The organism is Providencia hangzhouensis (assembly GCF_029193595.2).
Lineage (GTDB): Bacteria > Pseudomonadota > Gammaproteobacteria > Enterobacterales > Enterobacteriaceae > Providencia > Providencia hangzhouensis.
Genome location: NZ_CP135052.1, coordinates 2,913,925 through 2,936,014, shown reverse-complemented (window position 1 = coordinate 2,936,014; position 22,090 = coordinate 2,913,925). Strand labels below are relative to the sequence as shown.

Here is a 22,090-nt window from a genome sequence, read left to right as displayed (position 1 = left end):
ATACTCATGGAGAAAATATGTCTTTTTCACAAGCAGTCAGTGGCTTAAATGCAGCCTCAGCGGGGCTTGATTCAATTGGTAATAATATTGCCAACTCCGCAACAAATGGTTTTAAAGGGGCGACGACCTCATTTGCAGATATGTTTGCAGGTTCAGGTGTTGGCCTAGGCGTTAATGTGGCCGCGGTGACACAAAATTTTAAAGATGGCCCAATCACACGTACGGATAGAGCGACAGACGTTGCCATCTCCGGAAATGGTTTTTTCCGTGTACAAGACCAAAACGGTGATACTTACTACAGCCGTGATGGTCAATTCTTACGCGATAAAAGCGGTAATTTAGTCAATAACCAAGGGATGGTAGTCACAGGTTACCCTGCGAGTGTTGATGAAAAAGGCAATGTTACCATCCAAAGTGGTGGTGTACCTGAAGGCTTGAATATCCCAACGGATATGATGGATGCGAAAAAATCTGAGTTAGCGAAACTGACGATAAACCTTAATTCTGAAGATAAAGTTAAAGATAAGAAATTTGACATCACAAAGCCTGATGATTCAGCAACGTATAACTTTAGCACCACAATGACCGCTTTCGATAGTCAAGGTAATACCCATGAAATTTCAGTGTACTTTGTTAAAGAGTCAGATAACAAATGGACCGCTTATGCGAAAGACGCTAACGAAACTGAAGCTAAAAAACTGGGTGAACTAGAGTTTGATGGTAATGGTAAGTTAAAAGACGCAGATAAAGCCACATTTGCTTTTGCGTATAACGGGTTAAATGGCGCTGATAATGGAATATTAAACGTTGATTTAAGTAAGACTCGTCAACAAAAGGTCAGCGAGTCTTCTGTTAGTGCAATTGATGTTGACGGTTATCCAGCCGGTGAATACACCACCTTCAAAATTGAAGATAACGGCTTAATTACCGCTAACTATTCTAACCAACAAAAACGTGTGGTTGGTCAAGTGGCATTATCTGCTTTCGCAAATCCAAATGGTCTGGTATCCCAAGGTGGCAACGTTTGGGCCTCTTCTAATGCGTCAGGTAACCCGATGGACGGCGTTCCGGGTGTCGGTCAGTTCGGTAAATTAACCAGCGGTGCGTTGGAGTCTTCTAACGTGGATATGAGCCAAGAGTTAATTAGCATGATTGTGATGCAGCGTAATTACCAATCAAACGCGCAAACCATCAAGACACAAGATCAGATGTTACAGACGCTGGTTAACTTACGATAAAACAAGAGGGTGGCCATGGATCACGTCATTTATACCGCGATGGGAGGAGCGCGTCATGCGCTGGAAAACCAAGCGATTGTTTCAAATAACATTGCCAATGTGTCAACCGCAGGCTTTAAAGCGCAATTGTCCGCAATGCGTGCCGTGCCGATACATGGTGACAGCGAGCAAACCAGAACGCTGGTGGTGGCATCTACTCCCGGCGCTGATATGAGCCAAGGGCCACTCAATTATACGGGTAAGCAAACCGATGTTGCGTTAAATGATAAGCATTTTTTGGCTGTTGAATTAGCGGATGGCACAGAAGCTTATACCCGTAACGGTAACATTCAAGTGTCTAGTGAAGGTGAGCTTGTTATTGGTGAGCGCCGCTTACAAGGTGATGGCGGGCCGATTAACGTTCCGCCAAATGCGGAGTTAACTATTGGCGCTGACGGTACCGTTACTGCGCTTTTGGCGACTGACCCCCCGACTATGTTAGGGCAAATTGGGCGCTTGAAAGTGGTTGAAGCACAGCCGCAAGACTTGATCCGTGGCGAAGACGGTTTGTTTCATTTATCACCACAAGGGCAAGCGGCAAATGGCAATGCTTTGCCACAAAGCGAACGAGGCATTGTCACTGCTGGGGTGATTGAGGGCAGTAATGTCAATGCCGCAGAAGCCATGGTTTCGATGATTGCCAATGCAAGGCACTTTGAAATGCAAATGAAAGTTGTCCGCAGTGCTGATGAAAATGCACAACGCGCCAATCAACTGCTCGCGGTTAGCTAAATACAGTAAGGAATTATTATGATCCGCTCATTATGGATTGCTAAAACAGGGCTTGATGCTCAACAAACTAACCTTGATGTTATTTCTAATAACTTAGCCAACGTTAGTACCAATGGCTTCAAGCGCCAACGTGCTGTTTTTGAAGATTTAATGTACCAAAATATTCGCCAGCCGGGTGCCATGAGTTCAGAACAAACTTCGTTACCATCCGGTTTACAAATGGGAACAGGTTCACGTCCTGTTGCCACCATGCGTATTCATGCGCAAGGCGCATTAAATAAAACGGGAAATACCAACGATATCGCTATCCGAGGCCAAGGTTTTTTACATGTGCAAATGCCTGATGGTACGGATGCTTACACCCGTGATGGGGCATTGCAGCCAAACCAAGATGGCCAGTTAGTGACCTCAAGTGGTTACCAAATCGTTCCTGCGATTATGATCCCCGATAACGCGAATAGCTTGTCGATTGCGCGCGATGGCACCGTGACGATTACCGTCTATGGCGATAACCAACCACAGCAAATTGGCCAAATTACATTAACTACCTTCATTAATGATGCTGGTTTGGAAAGTATGGGTGAAAACCTGTATATGGAAACCGCAAGTTCCGGCGCACCAAATGAGAGCGCACCGGGGACCAATGGCGCCGGTTTACTTTATCAAAACATGTTAGAAACCTCTAACGTCAATGTGGCAGAGGAGTTGGTCAACATGATCCAAACTCAGCGTGCTTATGAAATCAACAGTAAGGCGGTATCCGCTTCTGACCAAATGTTACAGCGCTTAACGCAATTGTAATGGGTAAAAAATACGTAAAAATAACTCGTTGCGATAGTGATGAGTTATCAATGAGAGGGATCTCTTCGTGATGATAAAACGTACACAGCAGCAAAAGAGTAACATGATGATTGAAAGCGGCACGATTTCTCAACAGCAAAAAGCAGCGTTACTAACGCGTTTCATAGCGCCTAAACAGGCAGGGTTACTTGCCATTTTGGTCTTAGTTACCAGCGGTTGTGCACAAATCAAATCGCGTCCATTAGTGGACACACAAACCACGGCAATCCCAACAGCACCGACAGCACCAGCACCCAATGGCTCGATATTTCAAAGCGCTCAACCTGCTTATTATGGCTATCAGCCATTATTTGAAGACCGGCGCCCTCGTAATGTTGGTGATATTTTAACCATTAACTTGCAAGAAAACGTGAGTGCGAGCAAAAACTCCTCAGCGAATGCCAACCGTAGTGGGAAAACAGGTTTCTTAGCTGCGATATTACCGGGTTTCATGCAAGGGTGGATTGGCGGTAAAAACACAGAATTAGATATTAAAGGTAACAGTGACTTTAGCGGCAAAGGCGGTGCCAATGCCAACAACACCTTTAAAGGCACCATCACTGTCACAGTCGACCAATTATTGGCGAACGGTAATTTACATGTGGTTGGTGAGAAACGCATCGCGATAAACCAAGGTACTGAGTCGATTCGTTTCTCTGGGGTGGTTAACCCGCGCACTATCGGTTCAGACAATCATGTGAGTTCGACACAAGTCGCTGATGCACGCATTGAATATGTGGGTGACGGCTATATTAACGAATCGCAAAACATGGGATGGCTACAACGCTTTTTCTTAAATGTTTCGCCTTATTAATTAAACATTAGCGAGAAAACAGCCGAGATAATTCAATGAAAAACAAAGTATTAATTTTGCTATCACTATTTTTTTGCTTCACTTATTCAGCATACAGTGAGCGTATTAAAGATTTAACCACCGTTCAAGGTGTGCGAGATAACGCCTTGATTGGCTATGGTTTAGTTGTGGGCCTAGATGGGACAGGTGACCAAACCATGCAAACTCCATTTACCACTCAAAGTTTGAATAACATGCTGTCGCAAATGGGGATTACGGTGCCGCCGGGTACCAATATGCAATTAAAAAATGTGGCGGCGGTCATGGTCACCGCGAAATTGCCGCCTTTTGCGCGTACTGGGCAGTCCGTGGATATTGTGGTTTCCTCAATGGGTAACGCGAAAAGCTTACGTGGCGGTACGTTGTTGATGACTCCCTTAAAAGGGGTTGATGGACAAATCTATGCGATGGCTCAAGGTAACATCTTAGTGGGTGGTGCGGGAGCCAGTGGCGGCGGCAGTAGTATTAAGGTTAATCAACTCAATGGCGGCCGTATTACCGGTGGAGCAACTATTGAACGCGAATTACCGAGCAGTTTCGGGCAAAACGGGGCAATTAACCTGCAATTAAACGAAGATAGCTTCACATTGGCACAAGATATTGCGGATGCAATTAACCGTATGGGCGGTATGGGGACGGCGTCTGCGTTAGATTCTCGGACAGTGCAATTACTGGTTCCTGCCAATAATCGCGACCAAGTGCGCTTTTTAGCACGGGTACAGGAGCTTAATGTACGTGCGCCAGTGGCTGAAGCGAAAGTGATCCTCAATTCACGCACCGGTTCTGTGGTGATTAACCGCAGTGTAACACTAGACAGCTGTGCTGTTGCACATGGCAGTTTAGCGGTCACAGTCGAAAGACAAACTCAAGTGAGCCAACCGGACACCCCATTTGCAGGTGGGCAAACCGTAGTCACTCGTAATACGAATGTTGGGGTACGTGATCAGGGTGGGGCACTCCAAAAAGTCAACGCAAGTGTGCAATTAAACCAAGTTATTCAAGCCCTAAATACACTCGGTGCAACGCCAAACGACTTGATGTCGATACTGCAAGCGATGGAAAGTGCGGGTTGTTTACGTGCAAAACTGGAGATCATCTAATGAGTGACATGCAGCTATTGCAAGGTGCCGCATTTGATTTACAGTCACTGGGACAGTTAAAAGGTGAACTGAATAAGAATTCGGAGCAAGGGCTGCGCCATGTCACGCAGCAACTTGAGGCAACATTCGTTCAATTGATGTTAAAAAGTATGCGTGACGCACTCCCACAAGATGGCTTATTTTCCAGCGACCAAACACGCATGCTCACCAGTATGTATGACCAGCAAATCGCCCAGGACCTGTCGCAAAAAGGTTTAGGTTTCGGGGAAATGATGTACCAGCAGCTTACACGAGACCAACACACGTCAAGTGGGCCCACATCCAATAGCCTGTTGCCGTTAGATGAAAAAACAGTGCAATCATTACCGCCATTTAATATGGAACAAATGATGCGCCATTTTGCACCAATGGGCGATGCATTATCGGCACCATTCCAAAAAATCAAAGCGTTATCGCTTAATAGCAGTAATTTTATTAGCCGTTTAATTGAACCTGCAAAAGCGGCAAGCCAAAACAGTGGTATTTCTCATTTTCTGCTATTGGCACAAGCGGCATTAGAAAGTGGTTGGGGCCAGCGAGAAATTCTGAAATCAGATGGAAAAACCAGCCATAACCTGTTTGGTATAAAAGCGGGAAAAAACTGGCAAGGGCCCGTCACGAATATTATGACAACAGAAGTGATCAACGGAAAAACCATCAAAATGCGGGATGATTTTCGCGTTTATGGCTCTTATGAAGAGGCGATTGCCGATTATATCAATTTATTGACGGAAAACCCGCGTTACAAAGACGTCAAAAAAGCGCCGACACCAGAGATTGCTGCGCGCCGTTTACATCAAGCCGGGTATGCCACAGACCCAGGCTATTCGGACAAACTAATCACCTTGATTAACCAGATACGCGGTCATCAACCCGCGGCGAATACCTCTGCATCAAGGGCTGTTCAGGCATATACCATAGACTTAAACGATATTTTCTAAAAATCCGGAATTATTGCGCGTTTGGACTAAATAATTACGCTGAATTTCCGATAACCAAATATGCTCTAAATAATTTGCGTTGCTATCGCTTTCATTGTGTCAGCCAATGATGGCGATAAGCATCCAGAACAGGAAAAGCTTATGCTGAACAATGTAATGAATAATGCGCTCAGTGGTGTGAACGCTGCACAAGGCGGGTTAAGTGTTATTTCTAACAACTTAGCTAACGCAGGTGTGGGTTACTATCATCGCCAAAGTGCTGTTTTCGGGGAGAATCCCGGTACGATGACACCTAATGGCTATTTTGGTAACGGCACTTATTTCAGCCATGTTCGCCGTGAGTTTGATGAATTTATCAATGCGCAGTACAGCCAATCCCGCGCACGTAGCGGTGACTATGAGGCATACGTTAAGAACTGCAATAAAGTTGATGATTTGCTTACTAATGATATTGAAGATATTTCAAGTAATATCGGTAGCTTCTTCACCGCGTTAGACGCTGCCTCCAGCGATGCAAGTGACAAAACCTTGATTGACGTTTTCTTAGGAAACTCAAATGCATTATTAGGCCAGTTTAAAGAAGCGGATCGTCGTTTGCAGGAAATGGAACGGGATATTAATCACCAGATAGAAAATAAAGTGAAAGATATCAATATTTACGCTGAAAAAATTGCGGGTTTAAACCAACAAATTTCTCGGATCCGTTCTGTGAGTGGTTCTGAGCCTAACGACTTATTAGATGTGCGTGACCGTTTGGTCAATGAAGTTAACTCATTGGTTGGTGTGAAGGTTATTGAGCAAAACGGAAACTATAACGTGACGTTTGCCAATGGCTTACCGTTAGTCACGGGTGAAAAAGCGAATCGCTTAGAAGCCGTCCCTTCTTCTAAAGATGATAGCCGTTTTAGCATTGGCTTTGTGGGCGCGAATGGCCAAGCACGGGAAATTCCTGATGAGTCATTCCGTGGTGGGGAACTCAGCGGTATCTTGCGTTCTCGTCAAGAAGTTATGGACCCGGCTTATCAAAAACTCAATAAATTAGCATTGGTTTTTGCGACCAAATTCAATGAAGTGCACAGCAAGGGGTACGATGCCAACGGCAACACCGGTAAAGACTTCTTTGAAATTGGTAAAGGCTCTGTTGTTAGCAACACTCATAATAGTGGTAAAGCAGACTTTGATCTCAGTTATAGCGATGTGTCTAAAGTCACAGGTAATAACTACGAAATGCGCTTTGACGGCAATGAATGGAATGTCACACGTTTGCCAGAAGGTATTAATGTTCCTGTGGATTCAAATACGGCAGGTACACTGAAGTTTGATGGTTTAGAGATCAAAATCAGCAACAGTACTGGTATGTCAAAAGGTGACTCATTCTTGGTAAAACCAGTAAGTGGTGTAATCAACGGTATGCAGACCTTGGTCAGCAATGCATCCGATTTTGCGGCGGCTGGAAGTAAAGACAGTGGCCCAGGTGATAATGAAAACATTAAACAACTGGTTAAACTGCAAGACGAAAAATTGATTGATGGTAGTTCTACGTTCTCTGATTTCTATGCGACGTTAGTTAATGATGTGGGCAGTAAAACTAAACAAGCGCAAATTGATTCTGAAACACAGAACAAAATGACCGAGAGCTTCTATGAGCAAGAGCAAGCTATCTCGGGCGTGAATATGAATGAAGAAAGTATTCAGATGCAGAAAATCCAACAGTTTTTCAATGCCAATGCGCAAGTATTAAAAACGGTGGATGATTTATTTAACGCATTAATGCGTGCATTCTAAATATTAGCGATAGGATAAGGATTTAGCGATGCGTTTAAGTACCAACATGATTTATCACCAACGCTTACAAGATATGAATAGCGCTCAAGCGCGTTGGATGGATGCAGGAAGTCAATTAGCTTCTGGTAAGCGTGTAAGCAAACCTTCTGATGACCCGCAAGCGTCTTCGCAAGCGGTGCGGATTAACCAGTCAGAGAACCGAAATCAACAGTATGTTGCCAGCCGTGGGTTTGCCAAAACAGGAATGACGCTGCAGATGAGTATTTTGACTCAGATGACAGATGTGACGACGCAAATTGATACCACCATTATTCAGGCATCAAACCAAGGTGCTTTAAGCGATAAAGACCGTAATACTTTGGCTGAGCAACTCACGGGTTTGAAAGAACAATTAGTGGCGTTAGGTAATTCGACTGATGGGAATGGTCGATATATTTTCGCAGGTTTTAAATCAGATAAACCACCCTTTGAAATTGATGCTAACGGTGATGTGTTGTATCACGGTGGCGATAAAGCGATTATGCAGAATGTGGCGAGTGACCGTGAGATGACGACTTATTTCACGGGCGCACAAGTGTTTGAAACCGATAGCAATAATGTGGTCAATATTTTTAAAGCGCTGAACACCGGTATCGAGTCACTGAAAAAGCCATTGCAAGGCGCGCCACAAGCAGATTTAGACCAAGCGCAAGCGGAGTTAGGTGAAGCGAACCGAGCCATCAAGTCCGCATTAGATCAAATTTCTAATATTGAAGCTAAGCAAGGTTTACAATTACAAGAAATTGATAAATTAGATTTTTTAGCGGATACGCGCTCGATTCAAAATGCGGCTCGCAAAAGTGAGTTGTTAGAAACTAACTGGACTGGCACCACCACAGATTATTATAAAGAAAAAGCGATGTTTGAAGCCTCACAAAGTATTTTTAAAGACTTAAACAGCATGTCACTTTTCGGCAGCCGTTAATTATTTAATATTCTTTTTACTCACCGCGCTTTGGAGTGATCCAAGCGCGGTTTTTTTGAGCTTTAAAAATGCTATGTTAGACAATATGTTATAGATTTGATGTAAAAAATTTGAATTAATGTTTTATTACGCAATAAACTTTAATAATTAAATGATAATATGTATTATTCTCATTTGAGTGTTTTGTGATATAGGAGATTTATGCGAGTTTTTAAGGTAAATACTAAATGGGTTTTCACTATTATTGTTTTATTAGGAGCTATTCCTTTAGCTGCAATATGGCTAAATGTGTTCTCAAATTCTACTGTAACTAATATTAATAACTGGTTGGGTGAGTTACCTGTAATTTACTCAGATAAATTTCCAAATGAAAGCTACATGTCAGCATTATATTGTAAAATAACTCCTTTAATTTCTGTGTTATATTACATACTTATGTGGAACTCTATAGAAATAAAAAAAGAACACTTTAAGTTATACAATGATGGAATTCTCACGCTAATTTTTGGTTATTTAAGTTCTATTTTTATTATCGGTATAATGACATATATAAATTATTTCTTAGATTATAATATATCATCTGGAAATAGAAAATTAAGTTCAATCTCTGCATTCGAATTTACTTCTTTCATTTATTATTATGCGATTTTTATTTCTATATTCATTGTTACTTGTTTGGCCATAAATACATTTATATTTTTACCTGTAAAATATAAATTAAAAAGATGGGGATAAAATTTCCCCTTTCTTTCTTCTAGAATTTAGTTAGCCAAGGGAATAAGCTCTTTGTTGACCGCATCAGCAAAGTTAGCATCAATAAAAGATGTAACCACACTTGTTAGTACAATAGTAGCTACAGAAATGGCTGTTGCTGAAAGGGTAAATGGTAATAATAAGCTTAAACTTCCAGCGGTAAATGCTAATACAATTGGTGTTGCTACTCCAGCTAAAGCCATAGCTTCAACTTCTAAAAGTAAAGGTTTCCAGTCACCAGTTTCAAAACCTTCTTCAACTTTGTTTTTTATTTTATCAAATTTTAAAAATTTATCAGCAATTTTAAAGGTAGTTCCTAATTTATATAAATTTTCAGATAATTTTTTTCCGTCAACTGCCTTAATCGCTTGAGTTATGGCGGGGAGATCTTTTTTATGGATGTTAAGATAAGGATTGCTGAGTGATTTTCCTAGAATTCTTAATGCATCATTTGTGTTTTTTATTTTTTTACCTTTAAATGTATTTAATTCATTAATGATTTTATTAGATGTAGACTTATATTTATCACCAAAAAACTTAGATGCTTTTTCACCTACATCTGTCATTATTTCTGATGCAGACTTAATTGCCTCATTTGTTTGTAATTTTTCAATCTCATTTTTAACTTTACTCTGAATTTTTTTTAAGTCATTATCAGCTTGACTTCTAGCTATAGCTTCATTAATAAGGGTATCTAATGCTGAATAACTTTCAAGATCTTGAGGCATCTTCTTGTAAAACTCTTTAGAAGCATCATTGAAGTTGCCTTTTTTAATTGCCTCTATCATTTTTGGGTAGTTTTTAATGTTTTTAGTGCCACCTAAAGTATTTAAGTACGTTAAAACCGTAGCCGTTTTAGGGTTTATTTTACTAAATATTGTACTTTTAATATCCCTGTCAATGTATTGAACCCTCCCATTCGCCACTCTTCTATGTAATAGATCAAATAGGTTCATATACTTTGAGAACATTTCATTTCTAATTTTTTTAGTAGGAATAATACCATTCTTATGAAGGGTATTAGCGAGTTGGTTTTCTACTTTATTACGGTATTCATCATAAACTCTAACGAATGGAACACCAACACTCATACTTTTTACCATTGCCTTCTTTACATCTTGCTCATTGGGGCTTTTTAATAATTCCTCGCATAGTTTTCTGAAATAAATACATTTCGGCTCACCACATACAGGGCAGATCATGTCAGGTTTCATGCAATATACATTAGCAGCATCACTTAACGAAATATTACCATGTGCTGTGGGAGCGATTCCATCGTATATCAAATTATCACGGAAACTACTATGTGGGGTAACTACCATTACATCATTCATCTGATTTCCTCTTTATGAAAATATAAATAAATTACAATATTTAAATACATTCATTAAAGAAATGAAACAATACACAAAATATAATGACACTTATTAAAAAATTATATTTTTAAATAAATAATTTTTTATTTTGTTTATTAAAATATTAATGAGAAGTCAATGATGTGAGAGAATGGCTATTGTGACATGTTCAGAGCGACACTGGCATATAAATTTACTTGCGAAAATAAATTAATTTTATACCTAAATTTTAGTTAGGTTTAGTATTGGGTATTTACTGAGACTGTCATTAGATAGTTTAGAAATGTATCAAATAATAGGTGATATTTACAACTATACTAGTTGCTTTTAATATAGACTACAAATAGGAAATTAAATCAGTTTTTCTTGGGCTACTTTAATTATTAAATTCGAAAAATTACTTTGATAATAAATTAATCATTAATTAATTGATTAATTATCTATTCTCAAACAAACAAATTAAACATCAACGATAACTGCTCGAAAGCTTGGTGGACCAAACGCTCGGTATAGCGCGGGAGGATAGAAATAATCAGCCCTAACATACTAATTCCAATGGTAAGCGTTAAAGGAAAACCGACCACAAACACCGATAGCTGCGGGGTCATGCGGTTTAGAATACCCAAAGCAAGGTTAAGAATGAGAAATAGTGTAATGAACGGCAGTGCTAGCATTAACCCATTAATAAATATAGTGTTAGCAAATTGAGTAAATACCCAAAAACCATCGCGATTTAATGGTGCGGTTTGAATTGGGAGCAGTTCAAATGAATTGACCACGATATAAATAAGCCACAAGTGCCCATCGAAAGCGAGAAACAATAAAAGGGTGATGACGTTAAATATACGACCTAAAATAGGCATATTGGGTCCACCTGTTGGGTCAAAAAAGGTGGCGAACGATAACCCCATTTGTAAACCAATCACTTCCCCTGCATGACGTACGGCAGCAAATGCCATTTGCATTGTGAGCCCCATCGCAACACCAATCACCATTTGCTGCACGATAACCCATAATCCCATAGCAGAGAATAGAGGAATATTCACGACAGGAAGTTGTGGGGAAACAATCAACACAACAAAAAAGGCCAGAGCGACACGAACTTTGGTAATTGCCTGTTTTTCATTAAAAAAGGGCGCTGTACCAAGCAGCGCCAAAAGGCGTATGAAAGGGTAAAAACCTTGGCTTAGCCACAGCGTGAGTGTTTCACTGGTAATGGTTAGCATTGTTAGCCAATAATAAACGGTAAGTTGCTAAGCAATGACCGCATATAGTCGGTAAGCAGATTCAGCATCCAGGGCCCTGCAATAATAATCACAGAAATAACCGACAAAATTTTAGGGATAAAAGATAGCGTCATTTCATTCACTTGCGTGGCGGCTTGCAGTAAGCTGATAATTAAACCCGCCGCTAAAGCGGCTAATAACAAAGGGGCAGCTAGCATCAGCGCAATTTTCATCGCTTCAGTTCCCATCGCCATTACTGATTCAGGTGTCATAACTACTCCGAGTAAAATAATCCTAATTAAAAAAGCTTTGCGATAATGAGCCAAGCAATAGTTGCCAACCATCAACTAATACAAACAACATTAATTTAAATGGCAAGGAAACTGTTGCAGGTGGAACCATCATCATCCCTAATGCCATTAAGACACTGGCAACGACTAAGTCGATGATTAAAAATGGAATAAAAATAGTAAAACCAATTTGGAATGCGGTTTTTAGTTCGCTGGTAATAAAGGCTGGGACTAAAATACGTAATGGAACATCTTTCGCTTCTTGAATTTCACCTACCTTGGCTATTCTTGCGAATAGGGCTAAGTCGGATTCGCGTGTTTGCCCTAACATAAAGGTTCTTAACGGTGCTGTCCCTTTCTCTAAAGCGGTTTCGAGGCTAATTTTGTCTTCGCTAAAAGGCTGGTAGGCTTCACGATACACTTGGTCGGCAACGGGTGACATCACAAAAAAGGTCAAAAACAGTGCTAAACCCAATAAGACTTGGTTCGGTGGAGCGGAGGGCGTTCCGAGTGCGTTACGCAATAAACCTAAAACAATAATGATGCGGGTAAAACTGGTCATCATTAATAATAAGGCGGGAATAAAGCCTAATAAGGTCAAAAATAAAAGCGTTTGAACAGGTAAAGACCAAGTTTGTCCGCCATCAGCCATTGAATGGCTAATAATGGCTGGTAGTGCCGCAGAAGCGGAGTTTGGCAATAAAAACAAGAGGGTAGTAATCGTGAGTAAAGATTTTAGAGGTAACATGAGCCCTTCCGATTACTTATGCATAAGTGTAACTGAAGCCGCACATTTTGCAGCCTCTTGTTTTTTCTTTAATAAAGACTGAAAGGTGAGCGGTTCAGTTGGCAATGTCTCAGTGACTTCAGGTGCAGCCGGGTATTGGTGTAAGAGGCTGATATTTTGTGTCGTAACACCTAATACCAAACACTCATTATTCACCTCAATAACCACAACGCGTTCTTTATTACCTAATGAGCAACGGCTTTTGACTTTTACGATTTGCTCCTTGCCCATTTTTTGGGGAGCAAATCCTAATTTTTTCACCAACCAAGCACCTGCTAGTATCAATAAAATGATCCCCCCTAAAGCCCCCGATATCTGCGTTAAGCTATCATTGTGGTCAATAGCAGGAGTATTAGGTTCACCGGAGGAAACGGTTGTTGATAAAAAAGGCACAGATATCGGTGCCTGCTCAGTTTGATTGGGTATTGCCATTATCAGCGACTCACGTGGTTAATTAACGACTTAAACGGCGCATACGTTCGGAAGGCGTAATGATGTCAGTAATACGAATACCGTAATTATCTGAAACCACGACCACTTCTCCCTGCGCAATTAAATAGCCATTGATCAGAATATCCAGTGGCTCACCCGCTAAGCCATCCAGAGAAACTACAGAACCTTGGGATAAGCTCAGTAGTTTTTTAATGGTCATTTTAGTGCGACCCAATTCAACTGAAAGACGGACAGGAATGTCCATGATCATATCGATATCAGACAGTTGATTTAGCGGGTTTTGTCCATCAAAGTTGTCGAAAGCCTGTGCACCAGCTGAGGCGGATTCCGCTTTTTTTTGCTGTTCCAGCGCTTCAGCCCACAGGTCTTCACTGTCGTGATTGGTTGATGCATCAGGAGAGTTCTTCGCCTCACTCATTGGTACTTTCCTCATCTAGAGTGTTTAATACAGGATTAATCAAATGTTCTACACGCAATGCATACTGGCCATTTTGAGTACCGTATTGACTGGTTAATACGGGAACGCCATCAACATTAACGATGAGGCGGTCAGGTTTCTCAATTGGGATCACATCCCCTTTTTGCAGTTGCAGTAAGCGAGAAATTCGCATTGGAATGTCAACAAAGTTGGCAACCAACTCAAGTTCAGAACGTTTCACTTGGGTGACAAGGTTTGTGACCCAAGTTTCATTTTCTTGGTGGCCTTGTTCCATTGGTGGGTTTATTAAACGTTCACGTAATGGCTCAATCATGGCGATCGGAATACAAATACTGAATTCACCAACGGTATTGCCTATCTCCACTAAAAACGGTGTGGTAACGACAATGTCATTAGGGGAGGTGGTGATATTAGTGAATTTGACTTGGATTTCAGAACGTACATATTCCACTTCAATATCAGCGATTGGCTTCCAAGCATCGCGATAAGCCCCTAAAGCTAACTTGAGCATGCGATTGATAATGCGTTGTTCAGTATTGGTAAACTCTTTACCTTCTTGCCGTACAGGAAAGCGGCCGTCTCCACCAAATAGATTGTCGACAGCGATGTAAACTAATGCGGGCTCAAAGGTAAACAGTGCCGTGCCTCGTAAAGGCGGCATATGGATTAAGTTTAAGTTAGTCGGTACGGGTAAATTACGCGCAAACTCATGGTAAGGTTCAATTTTAATACCGCCCACCGTAATATCTGGGCTGCGACGTAACATATTGAACAAACCCATACGGAACTGGCGAGCAAAACGTTCATTAATGATTTCGAGAGACTGCATTCGCTCCCTAATAACTCGACGTTGAGTATTCGGGTCGTAAGGGCGAACATTATCTTTCCCTTGAGTCTCTGGCACAGGCGTACTGCTTGATGGTGCATCATCATTAAGCAGCGCATCAATTTCGGCCTGAGATAAAATATTATCGCTCATGAATATTACCGCAGAATAAAAGTAGTAAATAACACATCAGAAATATCCTGATCGGTATCACCTGGGATCAGGGTAGGGGTGAGTGTTTGCTTGATATCTTTCATTAACTGCAACTTACCTTCATGCGTCTCAATATTTTTTGCTTTTTGCTCTGAAAGTAGCAGTAACAAACGGCTACGCACTTCAGGGAGGTATTCATGAAGTTGTTTGCGCGATTTTTCGTTCGCAAGTCGCAAAGTCACATGGATATAAAGCACACGATCCGGCGCATCGGCAGCACCGGTTAAATTGACGGTAAATGGCTCTAACTCCATAAAAATGGGTTGTGGCATGTTCGGGCGCTTTTCTTCCTCACTCGCCGTTTGCGTGCCTTGTTGTGTCGTCCACCAGGTATAACCCCCAAACCCTGCGCCAGCAAGGGCAAGAAGGGCAAATAGAATAAGCAACCCTTTGTTGGAACTTTTTGATTTTTTGCTCGACGACATTTAGCTGAATTCCTGTTTCTTGGATGCTAAACCCAAATGGGTTTTTACGTTATGATCTCTAGCATTATGGCTTGGTTGCCAAGAGTTAAAGGAGTGAAAAACGAAACAAAAAGGCGGTAACTCGGCGCTTTAGCTAGGAAATTACCGCGATTCGTTTGTTTTTTATGCAAAAGTGTTAATGCCACCTTGTCTTGATGCTACATTTTTAGGTGAAACAGTGGCATTTGCTTCGCTGATACCAACAGCACCAACGGATGGATGTGTCGCTTGAATTTGGCCATCGTTTTGGTGCGCATTTTGCTGAGAGCTATCGGATTGCTGGTTCAAGTTATCTTGGCCAACAGAGCCTTGAGCAAGATGAATACCACTTTCTTGTAGCGCACTGCGTAGCACTGGCATCATGGATTCCATGGCTGCACGTACATGACTATGTGGAGAGACAAAATGCATTACTGCTTGGTTATCTTCGATGCGTAAATGCACATTTAGTGATCCTAACTCTTCAGGGTGCAAGCGAATTTGTGCCTGAGATATTCCTTGGCGAGAGAAAAATAACATATGTTGGCTTAATTGCTGCTGCCACGCTTCGCTACCTAATTGGCTGGCTAAATGCATGGTTGGAGCAGCCGTTGGCGCATTTATGGTTGCCGCTTGGGCTGTTGATGTCGTTGGCATCATGCTAACTGGCGCGGTCGTTGTATGCTGTGAGGATGTGGTGGTAAAAGCACCAGTCTCAGTTTGTAGTGTAAATGCGCCTTTCGCGGTTTGGTTCAGGGCTTCACTTGAAACATTTTGTAGGTTTAATACTGGGTCTTTATCACTCACTTTTTTATTCAATGGCATGAAATCAGCAGTTAAATTTTTACTGCGTATATCTCGTGGGTTATCAAAGGGAAAAAGAGGCTGGTCACGACGTTCTTCTTTTTCATTCTTAATAAATACCCCAAGTTCTGGGCCATCTTCTTCGCCTGCGATTTGTTGCTGTGAACCTTCCAGATGTTTGCCATCATCTTCATTAATGATGCCATCTGCATTATCCGTTAGGTGCTGCATTTTTTGGGTAAATGCGCCTAAAACCGAGTGTGCTTCTGTTTTAATAGTTGTATTTGCCGTTGCTTGTACTTGGCCAGTTAATGACTGTTTTAAGCTCTCTAGCCACGCTTGCTCGTTAGCATCTTTGCCTGTTAATAACTCAGTGTTAAGTGCAGTTTGCACGCTATCAGCACGTAAGTTACGGCTAAAGTTCAGTTGCTCAATGGCATTTTCAGCCGTTTTTTGCCCAACCTTGGTTTGTTCAATCGTTTCTTTACTCGCTATTGCCAGTTTGTTGTCAACAATATCTTTGTTAAGTGCTTCTTCATTGATCGGTTGATTAGTGACATTTTGTTTTTCAATCGGTTGCTGGTTATCAAGCATAGCTTGAAAGGGGAGTGCAGGGGCTTGATTTTCATCAGCGCGCGATTCATTTTGTTGTATATTGCCATTTTTAGTCGATGATGCGGTTGGCACATTCAGGGCGTTGATGTCCATTTATTGAGGTCTCCGTAAAGTCGCTCGTTGAGCAAATTCATCCATTTGCTTTTGTTCTAAGCGGTTTTGACGTTGGTATTCAGTATGTTCAGCACGTTGAATTAACGTATCGAACGCGTTGACACGCTGTTGTTTTTCTTGCCAATGGCGGTTAGCTTCGTTAACGCGTTGCCCCCATAAATTCAGTTGTTGCTGCTGTTGTTCAATGGTCAGTTCCAATGTGACCAAAAATTGCTGATAATTCTGCCACTTATCCGATTCCATACCCGTATGCAAGGTTTGGTTGAGTTTTTGACGATATTCGGATTGGTAGTTTTCCAACATATTTAGTTGCTGCGCCATTTGGGTGTGGGTTTGGCGCACTTGAGCTAACACTTTTGCTGCTTCTTCCGAGGCTTCAACAGCTAAGGTGAGTAATGTTGTTAAGGCATTATTTTTGGCCATTTATCCCCTCGTTATTCGTTGGGAACCACTTGTGTCAACTGTTCGCATGCGGTTTGATAATCACATCGCTCATCAATATCTTGCTGCAAAAACTTCGACATACGTGGGTAATATTGAATTGCCGTATCCAACATGGGGTCACTGCCCATGGCGTACGCACCGACGTTAATTAAATCTCGGTTGCGTTGGTAACTAGACGTTAACTGCTTAAAACGTTGAATTTTTCGGTAATGCTCTTTAGGAATGAGCTCCGTCATTGCTCGGCTGATGGAAGCTTCAATATCAATGGCAGGGTAGTGCCCTGACTCAGCCAGTGAACGGGAAAGAACAATATGGCCATCCAAAATGGCGCGAGCCGAGTCAGCAATTGGATCTTGTTGGTCATCCCCTTCCGTTAAAACGGTATAGAAAGCGGTAATTGACCCACCATTTTTCCCATTCCCTGCACGCTCAACTAATGCTGGTAATTTGGCAAATACAGAAGGTGGATAGCCTTTCGTTGCTGGTGGTTCACCCACGGCTAACGCAATTTCCCGTTGTGCCATGCTGTAGCGAGTGAGTGAATCCATAATCAACAGCACACTTAAACCTTTATCGCGAAAATACTCAGCGATACGAGTGGCATAAGAGGCGCCTTGCATGCGCAATAGAGGAGACACATCGGCTGGCGCTGCAACGACAACGGCACGTTTTAAGCCATCAGCCCCTAAGATATTTTCAATGAAATCTTTGACTTCACGACCACGTTCACCAATCAACCCGACTACGATAATATCGGCTTGTGTAAAGCGTGCCATCATGCCAAGTAATACGCTTTTACCCACACCAGAGCCAGCAAATAGCCCCATACGTTGGCCGCGACCGACGGTTAATAATGCATTGATTGCACGAACACCGACATCCAATACATTACTAATAGGCGTTCGTTCTAATGGGTTAATTGGTGGGGTAATTAATGGCGCGCGTGTTTTTACCTCTAAGGGGCCTTTTCCATCTAATGGATTACCTTGGGCATCAAGTACTCTGCCTAATAATTCATTACCAATAGGGAGTAAGCGGCTAGTTTGCCCGTCATCACCGGTTGATTGTGCATAAACACGGGCACCCGGGGCGATCCCCTCGAGGTCGGCTAATGGCATCAATAACATTCTTGGGCCGTTAAAGCCGACGACTTCACACACCACTTCATCTGAGCCACCATTAATTGAGCGTTCAATAAAGCAGGTTGCCCCCAAAGGCATTTTAATGCCTTCGGCTTCCATCACTAAGCCAGTGATTTTTGTGAGGCGGCCATAACGACGCACCATCGGGATCCCTTTCATCCGCGATTCTAAATCGTCCAACGAAGCAATCCAGCGTCCCAATCGTGCCGTCATGAAAAGCTCTCCGGTGCATATAAACGACACAATTCTTGCCAACGTGTCGCCACAGTCATATCAATTTCACCGTCTTCAGCGACGACTCGGCAGCCACCGATATGCAGTTTAGGATCAGCGACTAAGCGCCAGCCGTTCAAGTTGAGTAGGGAACCGAGGTGCTGTTCAATCAATTCAAAATGATTTGGGTTGATGTGTAGTTCAGGCTGCCCAGTAAAAATCGGTTTTTGTTGGAGTAACTGGCTGATTTCCTCCAACAATGCGGTGCCATCACAAACGGTGGATTGTCCTAAAACTTGCTTAGCCGCAGTCAACGCTATCTGCAACAGTTTAGTGGTCACCACCGTATCAAAGGTATCGAGAGAATAATTGAATTCAGACAGCAGTTTTTGCCATGTTTCAATCACAGGTTGTTGCAAAGCAAGTGCCTGCTCACGCCCTTGTTCTTCTCCAGCTCGTAAGCCTTGCTCAAAACCAGCTTGGTAACCTTCTTGCTGGCCTTTTTCATGCCCTTGTTGGTAACCCGTCCGCTGTGCATCTTCCTTGATGTTATCGAGCAAATTAATTTGCTCTAACACTTCTTTTGGTTCAAGGCACGGGACTTTTGGCGCGTCAGGCTCAGGAACATCACTTAATGCAGGAATGCCTGAGTTGAGATCCCATTGATTAAGCTCACGAAGCTGCCAAGGCTGCCATTGGTCATTTGGAATTGTTGACTTAGACATAGACGTCGTCTCCACCACCTATAGCGATTTCGCCTTTTTCGACTAAACGACGAACGATAAGCAAAATAGCTTTTTGTTCGTTTTCCACTTGAGACATACGCACAGGAGAACGTGATTCCAAATCGTCGCGCACGATTTCTGCAGCGCGAGCGGCCATATTGTTGAGGAAGTGGTCACGTAGTGCTTGGTTGCTGCCTTTGAGGGCAATAACCAGCGAGTCTGTCGAAACATCCTGCAAAATACGTTGAATGCTGCGGTTGTCCACCTCGATAAGGTTTTCGAATAGGAACATTTCGTCAATAATACGTTGAGCAAGCTCACCATCGTAATCACGCATTGCATCGATAACGCTTTCTTCTTGCTGGCTTTTCATCAAGTTGATGATTTCTGCCGCAGTTCTCACGCCACCCATTTTGCTGCGTTTGAGGTTTTGGCCATCCAGTAAGTTGTTCAACACTTCGGTCAATTCCGCCAATGCAGCAGGTTGGACACCACCAAAGGTGGCGATACGTAGCATAATATCGTTGCGTTGGCGTTCTTCGAATAATTCGAGGACATCCGCTGCAAGATTGCGTTTTAAGTGAACCAAAATAGTGGCGATAATTTGCGGATGTTCATCACGGATAATATCGGCAACGGTTTGGGGTTCCATATAGTTGAGGCTTTCGATCCCTGACGTGGTTTCTTGTTTTTCAAAGATGTCCTCAAGTAGGCTTGCAGCGCGTTCTTCGCCAAGTGCTTTCACCAATACAGAACGCAGATAGTCATTCGTGTTGATATTGAGTGCCGCGAATTGAATCGCTGACTCTTCAAATTCAGTTAATACTTCTGCCAGTTCGTTATTTGAGATTTGGCGCATGTTTGACACTGCCATACTCAATTGCTGAACTTCTTTAGGATTCAGGTGCTTAAATACTTCCGCAGCCTGGTCTTCACCGAGCGTCATTAACATCACGGCACTTTTTTCTGTTCCACTTAAACTCATTGGGATTTTCCTAACCACTGACGGATAACCATTGCCACGATTTGTGGGTCTTTTTCTGCCATTTCACGGATACGTTGGCTTTGGATCTCAGCACTAACACGTTGACGAGTCAGGCGACGGCGTGTTTGCTCATCCATTTCTTCATCAATCGCTTCATCAACCACGAGCGGGGTTTTCAGTTGTGTGGCAACAAAAACCTCGGCTTCAGCTTGGGCTTGTTGTGCTTTACGGTATTTAACCCATTGAGGTTTGATACCGAAACGCCACATAAACCAAGCAATAATGGCAATAAGCAGTATTTTTCCGTAATCCAGTAACTGAGCAATAAATTGTGGGCTTTCAAGTAACGAAGGTGTTTCTTCAACCGGAGCCTCATTGGTAAACAATGAATTAGTAATGTTGAGAGAATCCCCACGTGCAGAAGAAAAGCCCATTGCTTCGCGTGTCAATGCTTCAATTTGTTGCAGCATCTCTGGTGGCAATGGCTTCATTTCAGGACCATTTTCACCATCTTGTGAGTGGTAATTGACAATAACTGCGACCGAGAGCCTATCGACGACACCAATTTGCCGTTGAGTGTGACTAATTTTGCGATCTACTTCGTAATTTGTGGTTTCATCGCTTTGCGAGTTCGAGACGCTATTACGGTTATTCGCCGTTTGAGCGCCATCTTTATTGTCTTTATTGGTTTCAATAGGTGCACTTGGTGCACTAACGGGTTGATTTGAAAGCGCACCTGGCACTCCACCGATTCCGCCATTGTTATTTTGCATACTTTGGCTGTTTTGGCGGGAACGAATAGCCGCACTATCTGGCGTTTGGTTGGGCTTATATTCCTCTGAAGTTTGTTCGACTTTCGAGAAATCCATTTGCGCGGTGACTTGGGCATGAATATTGGCACGACCGACTAACGGCGACAGAATATCTTCTATGCGCTGTTTGAGATGGGACTCCATCTCTTTAGTCATTTTGATTTGTGCGCTGTTTGCCGATTGCTGGCTATTATCGTTATTGGTGAGTAAGCGACCCGTTTGGTCAACAATAATGACATTACTCGCGGTTAGGCCTGTTACGCTACTTGATACCATATGGACAATGGCGCTGATTTGCCCTTCATCAAGCATTCTTCCCGGTAGTAAACCGACCGTCACAGAAGCCGTTGGTAGCTTTTGCTCACGCACAAATAAGGTGGGTTTAGGAATTGCTAAATGCACCCGAGCACTTTGTACTGGGCTTAGGGACTCAATAGTACGAGAGAGTTCACCCTCTAATGCACGTTGGTAATTGATTTGCTCACTAAATTGGCTGATACCGAATTGTTCTTTATCTAATAATTCAAAACCAGTATTGCCACCTTTAGGTAAACCTGATTGAGCGAGCTTTAAACGTAATTCATGCACTTTATCTGCAGGAACTAAAATAGCGCTACCATTATCAGCAATTTGATATGGCACATTCATCTGAGTTAGCTGGCCAACAATATCGCCACCATCTTTAGCACTTAAATTGCTAAGAAGTACACGGTAGTCAGGGCTGCGTAGCCAGAGGAGAAGGGCGACAATAATTGAAACAGCCGCAGCCGCCGCAATCATTAACGGTATTTTAGGATCAGCTTTAATCCTTTCAACTATAGAGGCAAAACCCTTTTTGGCCTCCCCCGTGTCTTTAGATGCGGCACTCATAAATATTCCCTGCTTGGCAGACTACTAGACGGATGAAAATACTTTTGGTG

Annotated in this window: 23 protein-coding genes; 9 read left to right on the top strand and 14 right to left on the bottom strand. The window is 42.4% G+C overall.

Annotated features, from left to right (window positions below):
• Positions 1-17: 17 nt before the first annotated feature.
• The 9 genes from flgE to cui all read left to right on the top strand — a co-directional run bounded on the left by flgE (position 18) and on the right by cui (position 9,266).
• Positions 18-1,238, top strand: coding sequence for a flagellar hook protein FlgE (gene flgE / locus PZ638_RS13315; protein WP_094961173.1), 1,221 nt, complete (start codon positions 18-20; stop codon positions 1,236-1,238).
• 15 nt (positions 1,239-1,253) lie between these two features.
• Positions 1,254-2,009: a flagellar basal body rod protein FlgF gene (locus PZ638_RS13310; protein ID WP_004255659.1), complete on the top strand. Its 756-nt coding sequence runs from the start codon at positions 1,254-1,256 to the stop codon at positions 2,007-2,009.
• 18 nt (positions 2,010-2,027) lie between these two features.
• On the top strand, positions 2,028-2,810 hold the full coding sequence (gene flgG, locus PZ638_RS13305) for a flagellar basal-body rod protein FlgG (protein ID WP_004255657.1): 783 nt from the start codon (positions 2,028-2,030) through the stop codon (positions 2,808-2,810).
• 70 nt (positions 2,811-2,880) lie between these two features.
• Entirely contained in the window at positions 2,881-3,663 is a 783-nt protein-coding gene (locus PZ638_RS13300; RefSeq protein ID WP_004255652.1) for a flagellar basal body L-ring protein FlgH, read from the top strand.
• Positions 3,664-3,698: 35 nt separating this feature from the next.
• The gene (locus tag PZ638_RS13295; RefSeq protein WP_004255651.1) at positions 3,699-4,802 is read left to right on the top strand and encodes a flagellar basal body P-ring protein FlgI; all 1,104 of its coding nucleotides are present in this window, start codon (positions 3,699-3,701) and stop codon (positions 4,800-4,802) included.
• Complete coding sequence (gene flgJ / locus PZ638_RS13290) at positions 4,802-5,782, top strand: flagellar assembly peptidoglycan hydrolase FlgJ (protein ID WP_110591521.1); 981 nt, start codon at positions 4,802-4,804, stop codon at positions 5,780-5,782. The genes PZ638_RS13295 and flgJ overlap by 1 nt, the downstream gene beginning before the upstream one ends.
• Before the next feature lie 141 nt (positions 5,783-5,923).
• A complete protein-coding gene (gene flgK / locus PZ638_RS13285) occupies positions 5,924-7,567 on the top strand; it encodes a flagellar hook-associated protein FlgK (protein ID WP_094961176.1) in 1,644 nt (547 codons plus the stop codon).
• 28 nt (positions 7,568-7,595) lie between these two features.
• Entirely contained in the window at positions 7,596-8,531 is a 936-nt protein-coding gene (gene flgL, locus PZ638_RS13280; protein WP_036957851.1) for a flagellar hook-associated protein FlgL, read from the top strand.
• Between the two features lie 201 nt (positions 8,532-8,732).
• Positions 8,733-9,266, top strand: a complete 534-nt coding sequence (cui, locus tag PZ638_RS13275; RefSeq protein ID WP_272674289.1) for a colicin immunity protein Cui — start codon at positions 8,733-8,735, stop codon at positions 9,264-9,266.
• 26 nt (positions 9,267-9,292) lie between these two features.
• On the opposite strand, the gene PZ638_RS13270 is transcribed toward cui, so the two are convergent.
• From PZ638_RS13270 to fliF, 14 genes are all read right to left on the bottom strand, one after another.
• The gene (locus PZ638_RS13270; RefSeq protein WP_004255635.1) at positions 9,293-10,618 is read right to left on the bottom strand and encodes a colicin-like pore-forming protein; all 1,326 of its coding nucleotides are present in this window, start codon (positions 10,616-10,618) and stop codon (positions 9,293-9,295) included.
• Between the two features lie 467 nt (positions 10,619-11,085).
• Positions 11,086-11,865 (bottom strand): flagellar biosynthetic protein FliR, encoded by a 780-nt coding sequence (gene fliR / locus PZ638_RS13265; RefSeq protein WP_144141640.1) that lies wholly within the window; start codon positions 11,863-11,865, stop codon positions 11,086-11,088.
• 2 nt (positions 11,866-11,867) lie between these two features.
• Entirely contained in the window at positions 11,868-12,137 is a 270-nt protein-coding gene (fliQ, locus tag PZ638_RS13260) for a flagellar biosynthesis protein FliQ (protein WP_004255630.1), read from the bottom strand.
• Between the two features lie 22 nt (positions 12,138-12,159).
• Positions 12,160-12,903 (bottom strand): flagellar type III secretion system pore protein FliP, encoded by a 744-nt coding sequence (gene fliP, locus PZ638_RS13255; RefSeq protein ID WP_094961178.1) that lies wholly within the window; start codon positions 12,901-12,903, stop codon positions 12,160-12,162.
• A gap of 12 nt (positions 12,904-12,915) precedes the next feature.
• A complete protein-coding gene (gene fliO / locus PZ638_RS13250) occupies positions 12,916-13,374 on the bottom strand; it encodes a flagellar biosynthetic protein FliO (RefSeq protein ID WP_172412225.1) in 459 nt (152 codons plus the stop codon).
• Positions 13,375-13,396: 22 nt separating this feature from the next.
• On the bottom strand, positions 13,397-13,813 hold the full coding sequence (gene fliN / locus PZ638_RS13245) for a flagellar motor switch protein FliN (protein WP_004255621.1): 417 nt from the start codon (positions 13,811-13,813) through the stop codon (positions 13,397-13,399).
• Positions 13,806-14,813 (bottom strand): flagellar motor switch protein FliM, encoded by a 1,008-nt coding sequence (gene fliM / locus PZ638_RS13240; protein ID WP_094961179.1) that lies wholly within the window; start codon positions 14,811-14,813, stop codon positions 13,806-13,808. Before fliM ends, fliN begins: the two co-directional genes overlap by 8 nt.
• 5 nt (positions 14,814-14,818) lie before the next feature.
• Entirely contained in the window at positions 14,819-15,298 is a 480-nt protein-coding gene (gene fliL, locus PZ638_RS13235; RefSeq protein ID WP_164455770.1) for a flagellar basal body-associated protein FliL, read from the bottom strand.
• A 162-nt stretch (positions 15,299-15,460) separates the two neighbouring features.
• Complete coding sequence (locus PZ638_RS13230; protein WP_144141637.1) at positions 15,461-16,828, bottom strand: flagellar hook-length control protein FliK; 1,368 nt, start codon at positions 16,826-16,828, stop codon at positions 15,461-15,463.
• Positions 16,829-17,272, bottom strand: a complete 444-nt coding sequence (gene fliJ, locus PZ638_RS13225) for a flagellar export protein FliJ (protein WP_164455768.1) — start codon at positions 17,270-17,272, stop codon at positions 16,829-16,831.
• Between the two features lie 11 nt (positions 17,273-17,283).
• Entirely contained in the window at positions 17,284-18,648 is a 1,365-nt protein-coding gene (fliI, locus tag PZ638_RS13220) for a flagellar protein export ATPase FliI (protein ID WP_094961183.1), read from the bottom strand.
• Positions 18,645-19,373 carry a flagellar assembly protein FliH gene (gene fliH, locus PZ638_RS13215; protein ID WP_165879701.1) on the bottom strand — a complete coding sequence of 243 codons (729 nt, stop codon included), beginning with the start codon at positions 19,371-19,373 and terminating at the stop codon, positions 18,645-18,647. The genes fliI and fliH overlap by 4 nt, the downstream gene beginning before the upstream one ends.
• Entirely contained in the window at positions 19,366-20,358 is a 993-nt protein-coding gene (gene fliG, locus PZ638_RS13210) for a flagellar motor switch protein FliG (RefSeq protein WP_004255600.1), read from the bottom strand. Before fliG ends, fliH begins: the two co-directional genes overlap by 8 nt.
• On the bottom strand, positions 20,355-22,040 hold the full coding sequence (gene fliF, locus PZ638_RS13205; RefSeq protein ID WP_144141634.1) for a flagellar basal-body MS-ring/collar protein FliF: 1,686 nt from the start codon (positions 22,038-22,040) through the stop codon (positions 20,355-20,357). Before fliF ends, fliG begins: the two co-directional genes overlap by 4 nt.
• Positions 22,041-22,090 lie beyond the last annotated feature (50 nt).

What these genes read in the sequence shown, in the direction of transcription:
- flgE (WP_094961173.1), top strand. Translation starts at nt 18, where the DNA reads ATGTCTTTTTCACAAGCAGTCAGTGGCTTAAATGCAGCCTCAGCGGGG.
- flgJ (WP_110591521.1), top strand. Translation starts at nt 4,802, where the DNA reads ATGAGTGACATGCAGCTATTGCAAGGTGCCGCATTTGATTTACAGTCA.
- fliM (WP_094961179.1), bottom strand. Translation starts at nt 14,813, where the DNA reads ATGAGCGATAATATTTTATCTCAGGCCGAAATTGATGCGCTGCTTAAT.
- fliI (WP_094961183.1), bottom strand. Translation starts at nt 18,648, where the DNA reads ATGACGGCACGATTGGGACGCTGGATTGCTTCGTTGGACGATTTAGAA.
- PZ638_RS13270 (WP_004255635.1), bottom strand. Translation starts at nt 10,618, where the DNA reads ATGAATGATGTAATGGTAGTTACCCCACATAGTAGTTTCCGTGATAAT.
- fliL (WP_164455770.1), bottom strand. Translation starts at nt 15,298, where the DNA reads ATGTCGTCGAGCAAAAAATCAAAAAGTTCCAACAAAGGGTTGCTTATT.
- PZ638_RS13310 (WP_004255659.1), top strand. Translation starts at nt 1,254, where the DNA reads ATGGATCACGTCATTTATACCGCGATGGGAGGAGCGCGTCATGCGCTG.
- PZ638_RS13295 (WP_004255651.1), top strand. Translation starts at nt 3,699, where the DNA reads ATGAAAAACAAAGTATTAATTTTGCTATCACTATTTTTTTGCTTCACT.
- fliQ (WP_004255630.1), bottom strand. Translation starts at nt 12,137, where the DNA reads ATGACACCTGAATCAGTAATGGCGATGGGAACTGAAGCGATGAAAATT.
- fliH (WP_165879701.1), bottom strand. Translation starts at nt 19,373, where the DNA reads ATGTCTAAGTCAACAATTCCAAATGACCAATGGCAGCCTTGGCAGCTT.
- fliF (WP_144141634.1), bottom strand. Translation starts at nt 22,040, where the DNA reads ATGAGTGCCGCATCTAAAGACACGGGGGAGGCCAAAAAGGGTTTTGCC.
- PZ638_RS13300 (WP_004255652.1), top strand. Translation starts at nt 2,881, where the DNA reads ATGATAAAACGTACACAGCAGCAAAAGAGTAACATGATGATTGAAAGC.
- flgL (WP_036957851.1), top strand. Translation starts at nt 7,596, where the DNA reads ATGCGTTTAAGTACCAACATGATTTATCACCAACGCTTACAAGATATG.
- flgK (WP_094961176.1), top strand. Translation starts at nt 5,924, where the DNA reads ATGCTGAACAATGTAATGAATAATGCGCTCAGTGGTGTGAACGCTGCA.
- fliP (WP_094961178.1), bottom strand. Translation starts at nt 12,903, where the DNA reads ATGTTACCTCTAAAATCTTTACTCACGATTACTACCCTCTTGTTTTTA.
- PZ638_RS13230 (WP_144141637.1), bottom strand. Translation starts at nt 16,828, where the DNA reads ATGGACATCAACGCCCTGAATGTGCCAACCGCATCATCGACTAAAAAT.
- fliJ (WP_164455768.1), bottom strand. Translation starts at nt 17,272, where the DNA reads ATGGCCAAAAATAATGCCTTAACAACATTACTCACCTTAGCTGTTGAA.
- fliO (WP_172412225.1), bottom strand. Translation starts at nt 13,374, where the DNA reads ATGGCAATACCCAATCAAACTGAGCAGGCACCGATATCTGTGCCTTTT.
- cui (WP_272674289.1), top strand. Translation starts at nt 8,733, where the DNA reads ATGCGAGTTTTTAAGGTAAATACTAAATGGGTTTTCACTATTATTGTT.
- fliN (WP_004255621.1), bottom strand. Translation starts at nt 13,813, where the DNA reads ATGAGTGAGGCGAAGAACTCTCCTGATGCATCAACCAATCACGACAGT.
- fliR (WP_144141640.1), bottom strand. Translation starts at nt 11,865, where the DNA reads ATGCTAACCATTACCAGTGAAACACTCACGCTGTGGCTAAGCCAAGGT.
- fliG (WP_004255600.1), bottom strand. Translation starts at nt 20,358, where the DNA reads ATGAGTTTAAGTGGAACAGAAAAAAGTGCCGTGATGTTAATGACGCTC.
- flgG (WP_004255657.1), top strand. Translation starts at nt 2,028, where the DNA reads ATGATCCGCTCATTATGGATTGCTAAAACAGGGCTTGATGCTCAACAA.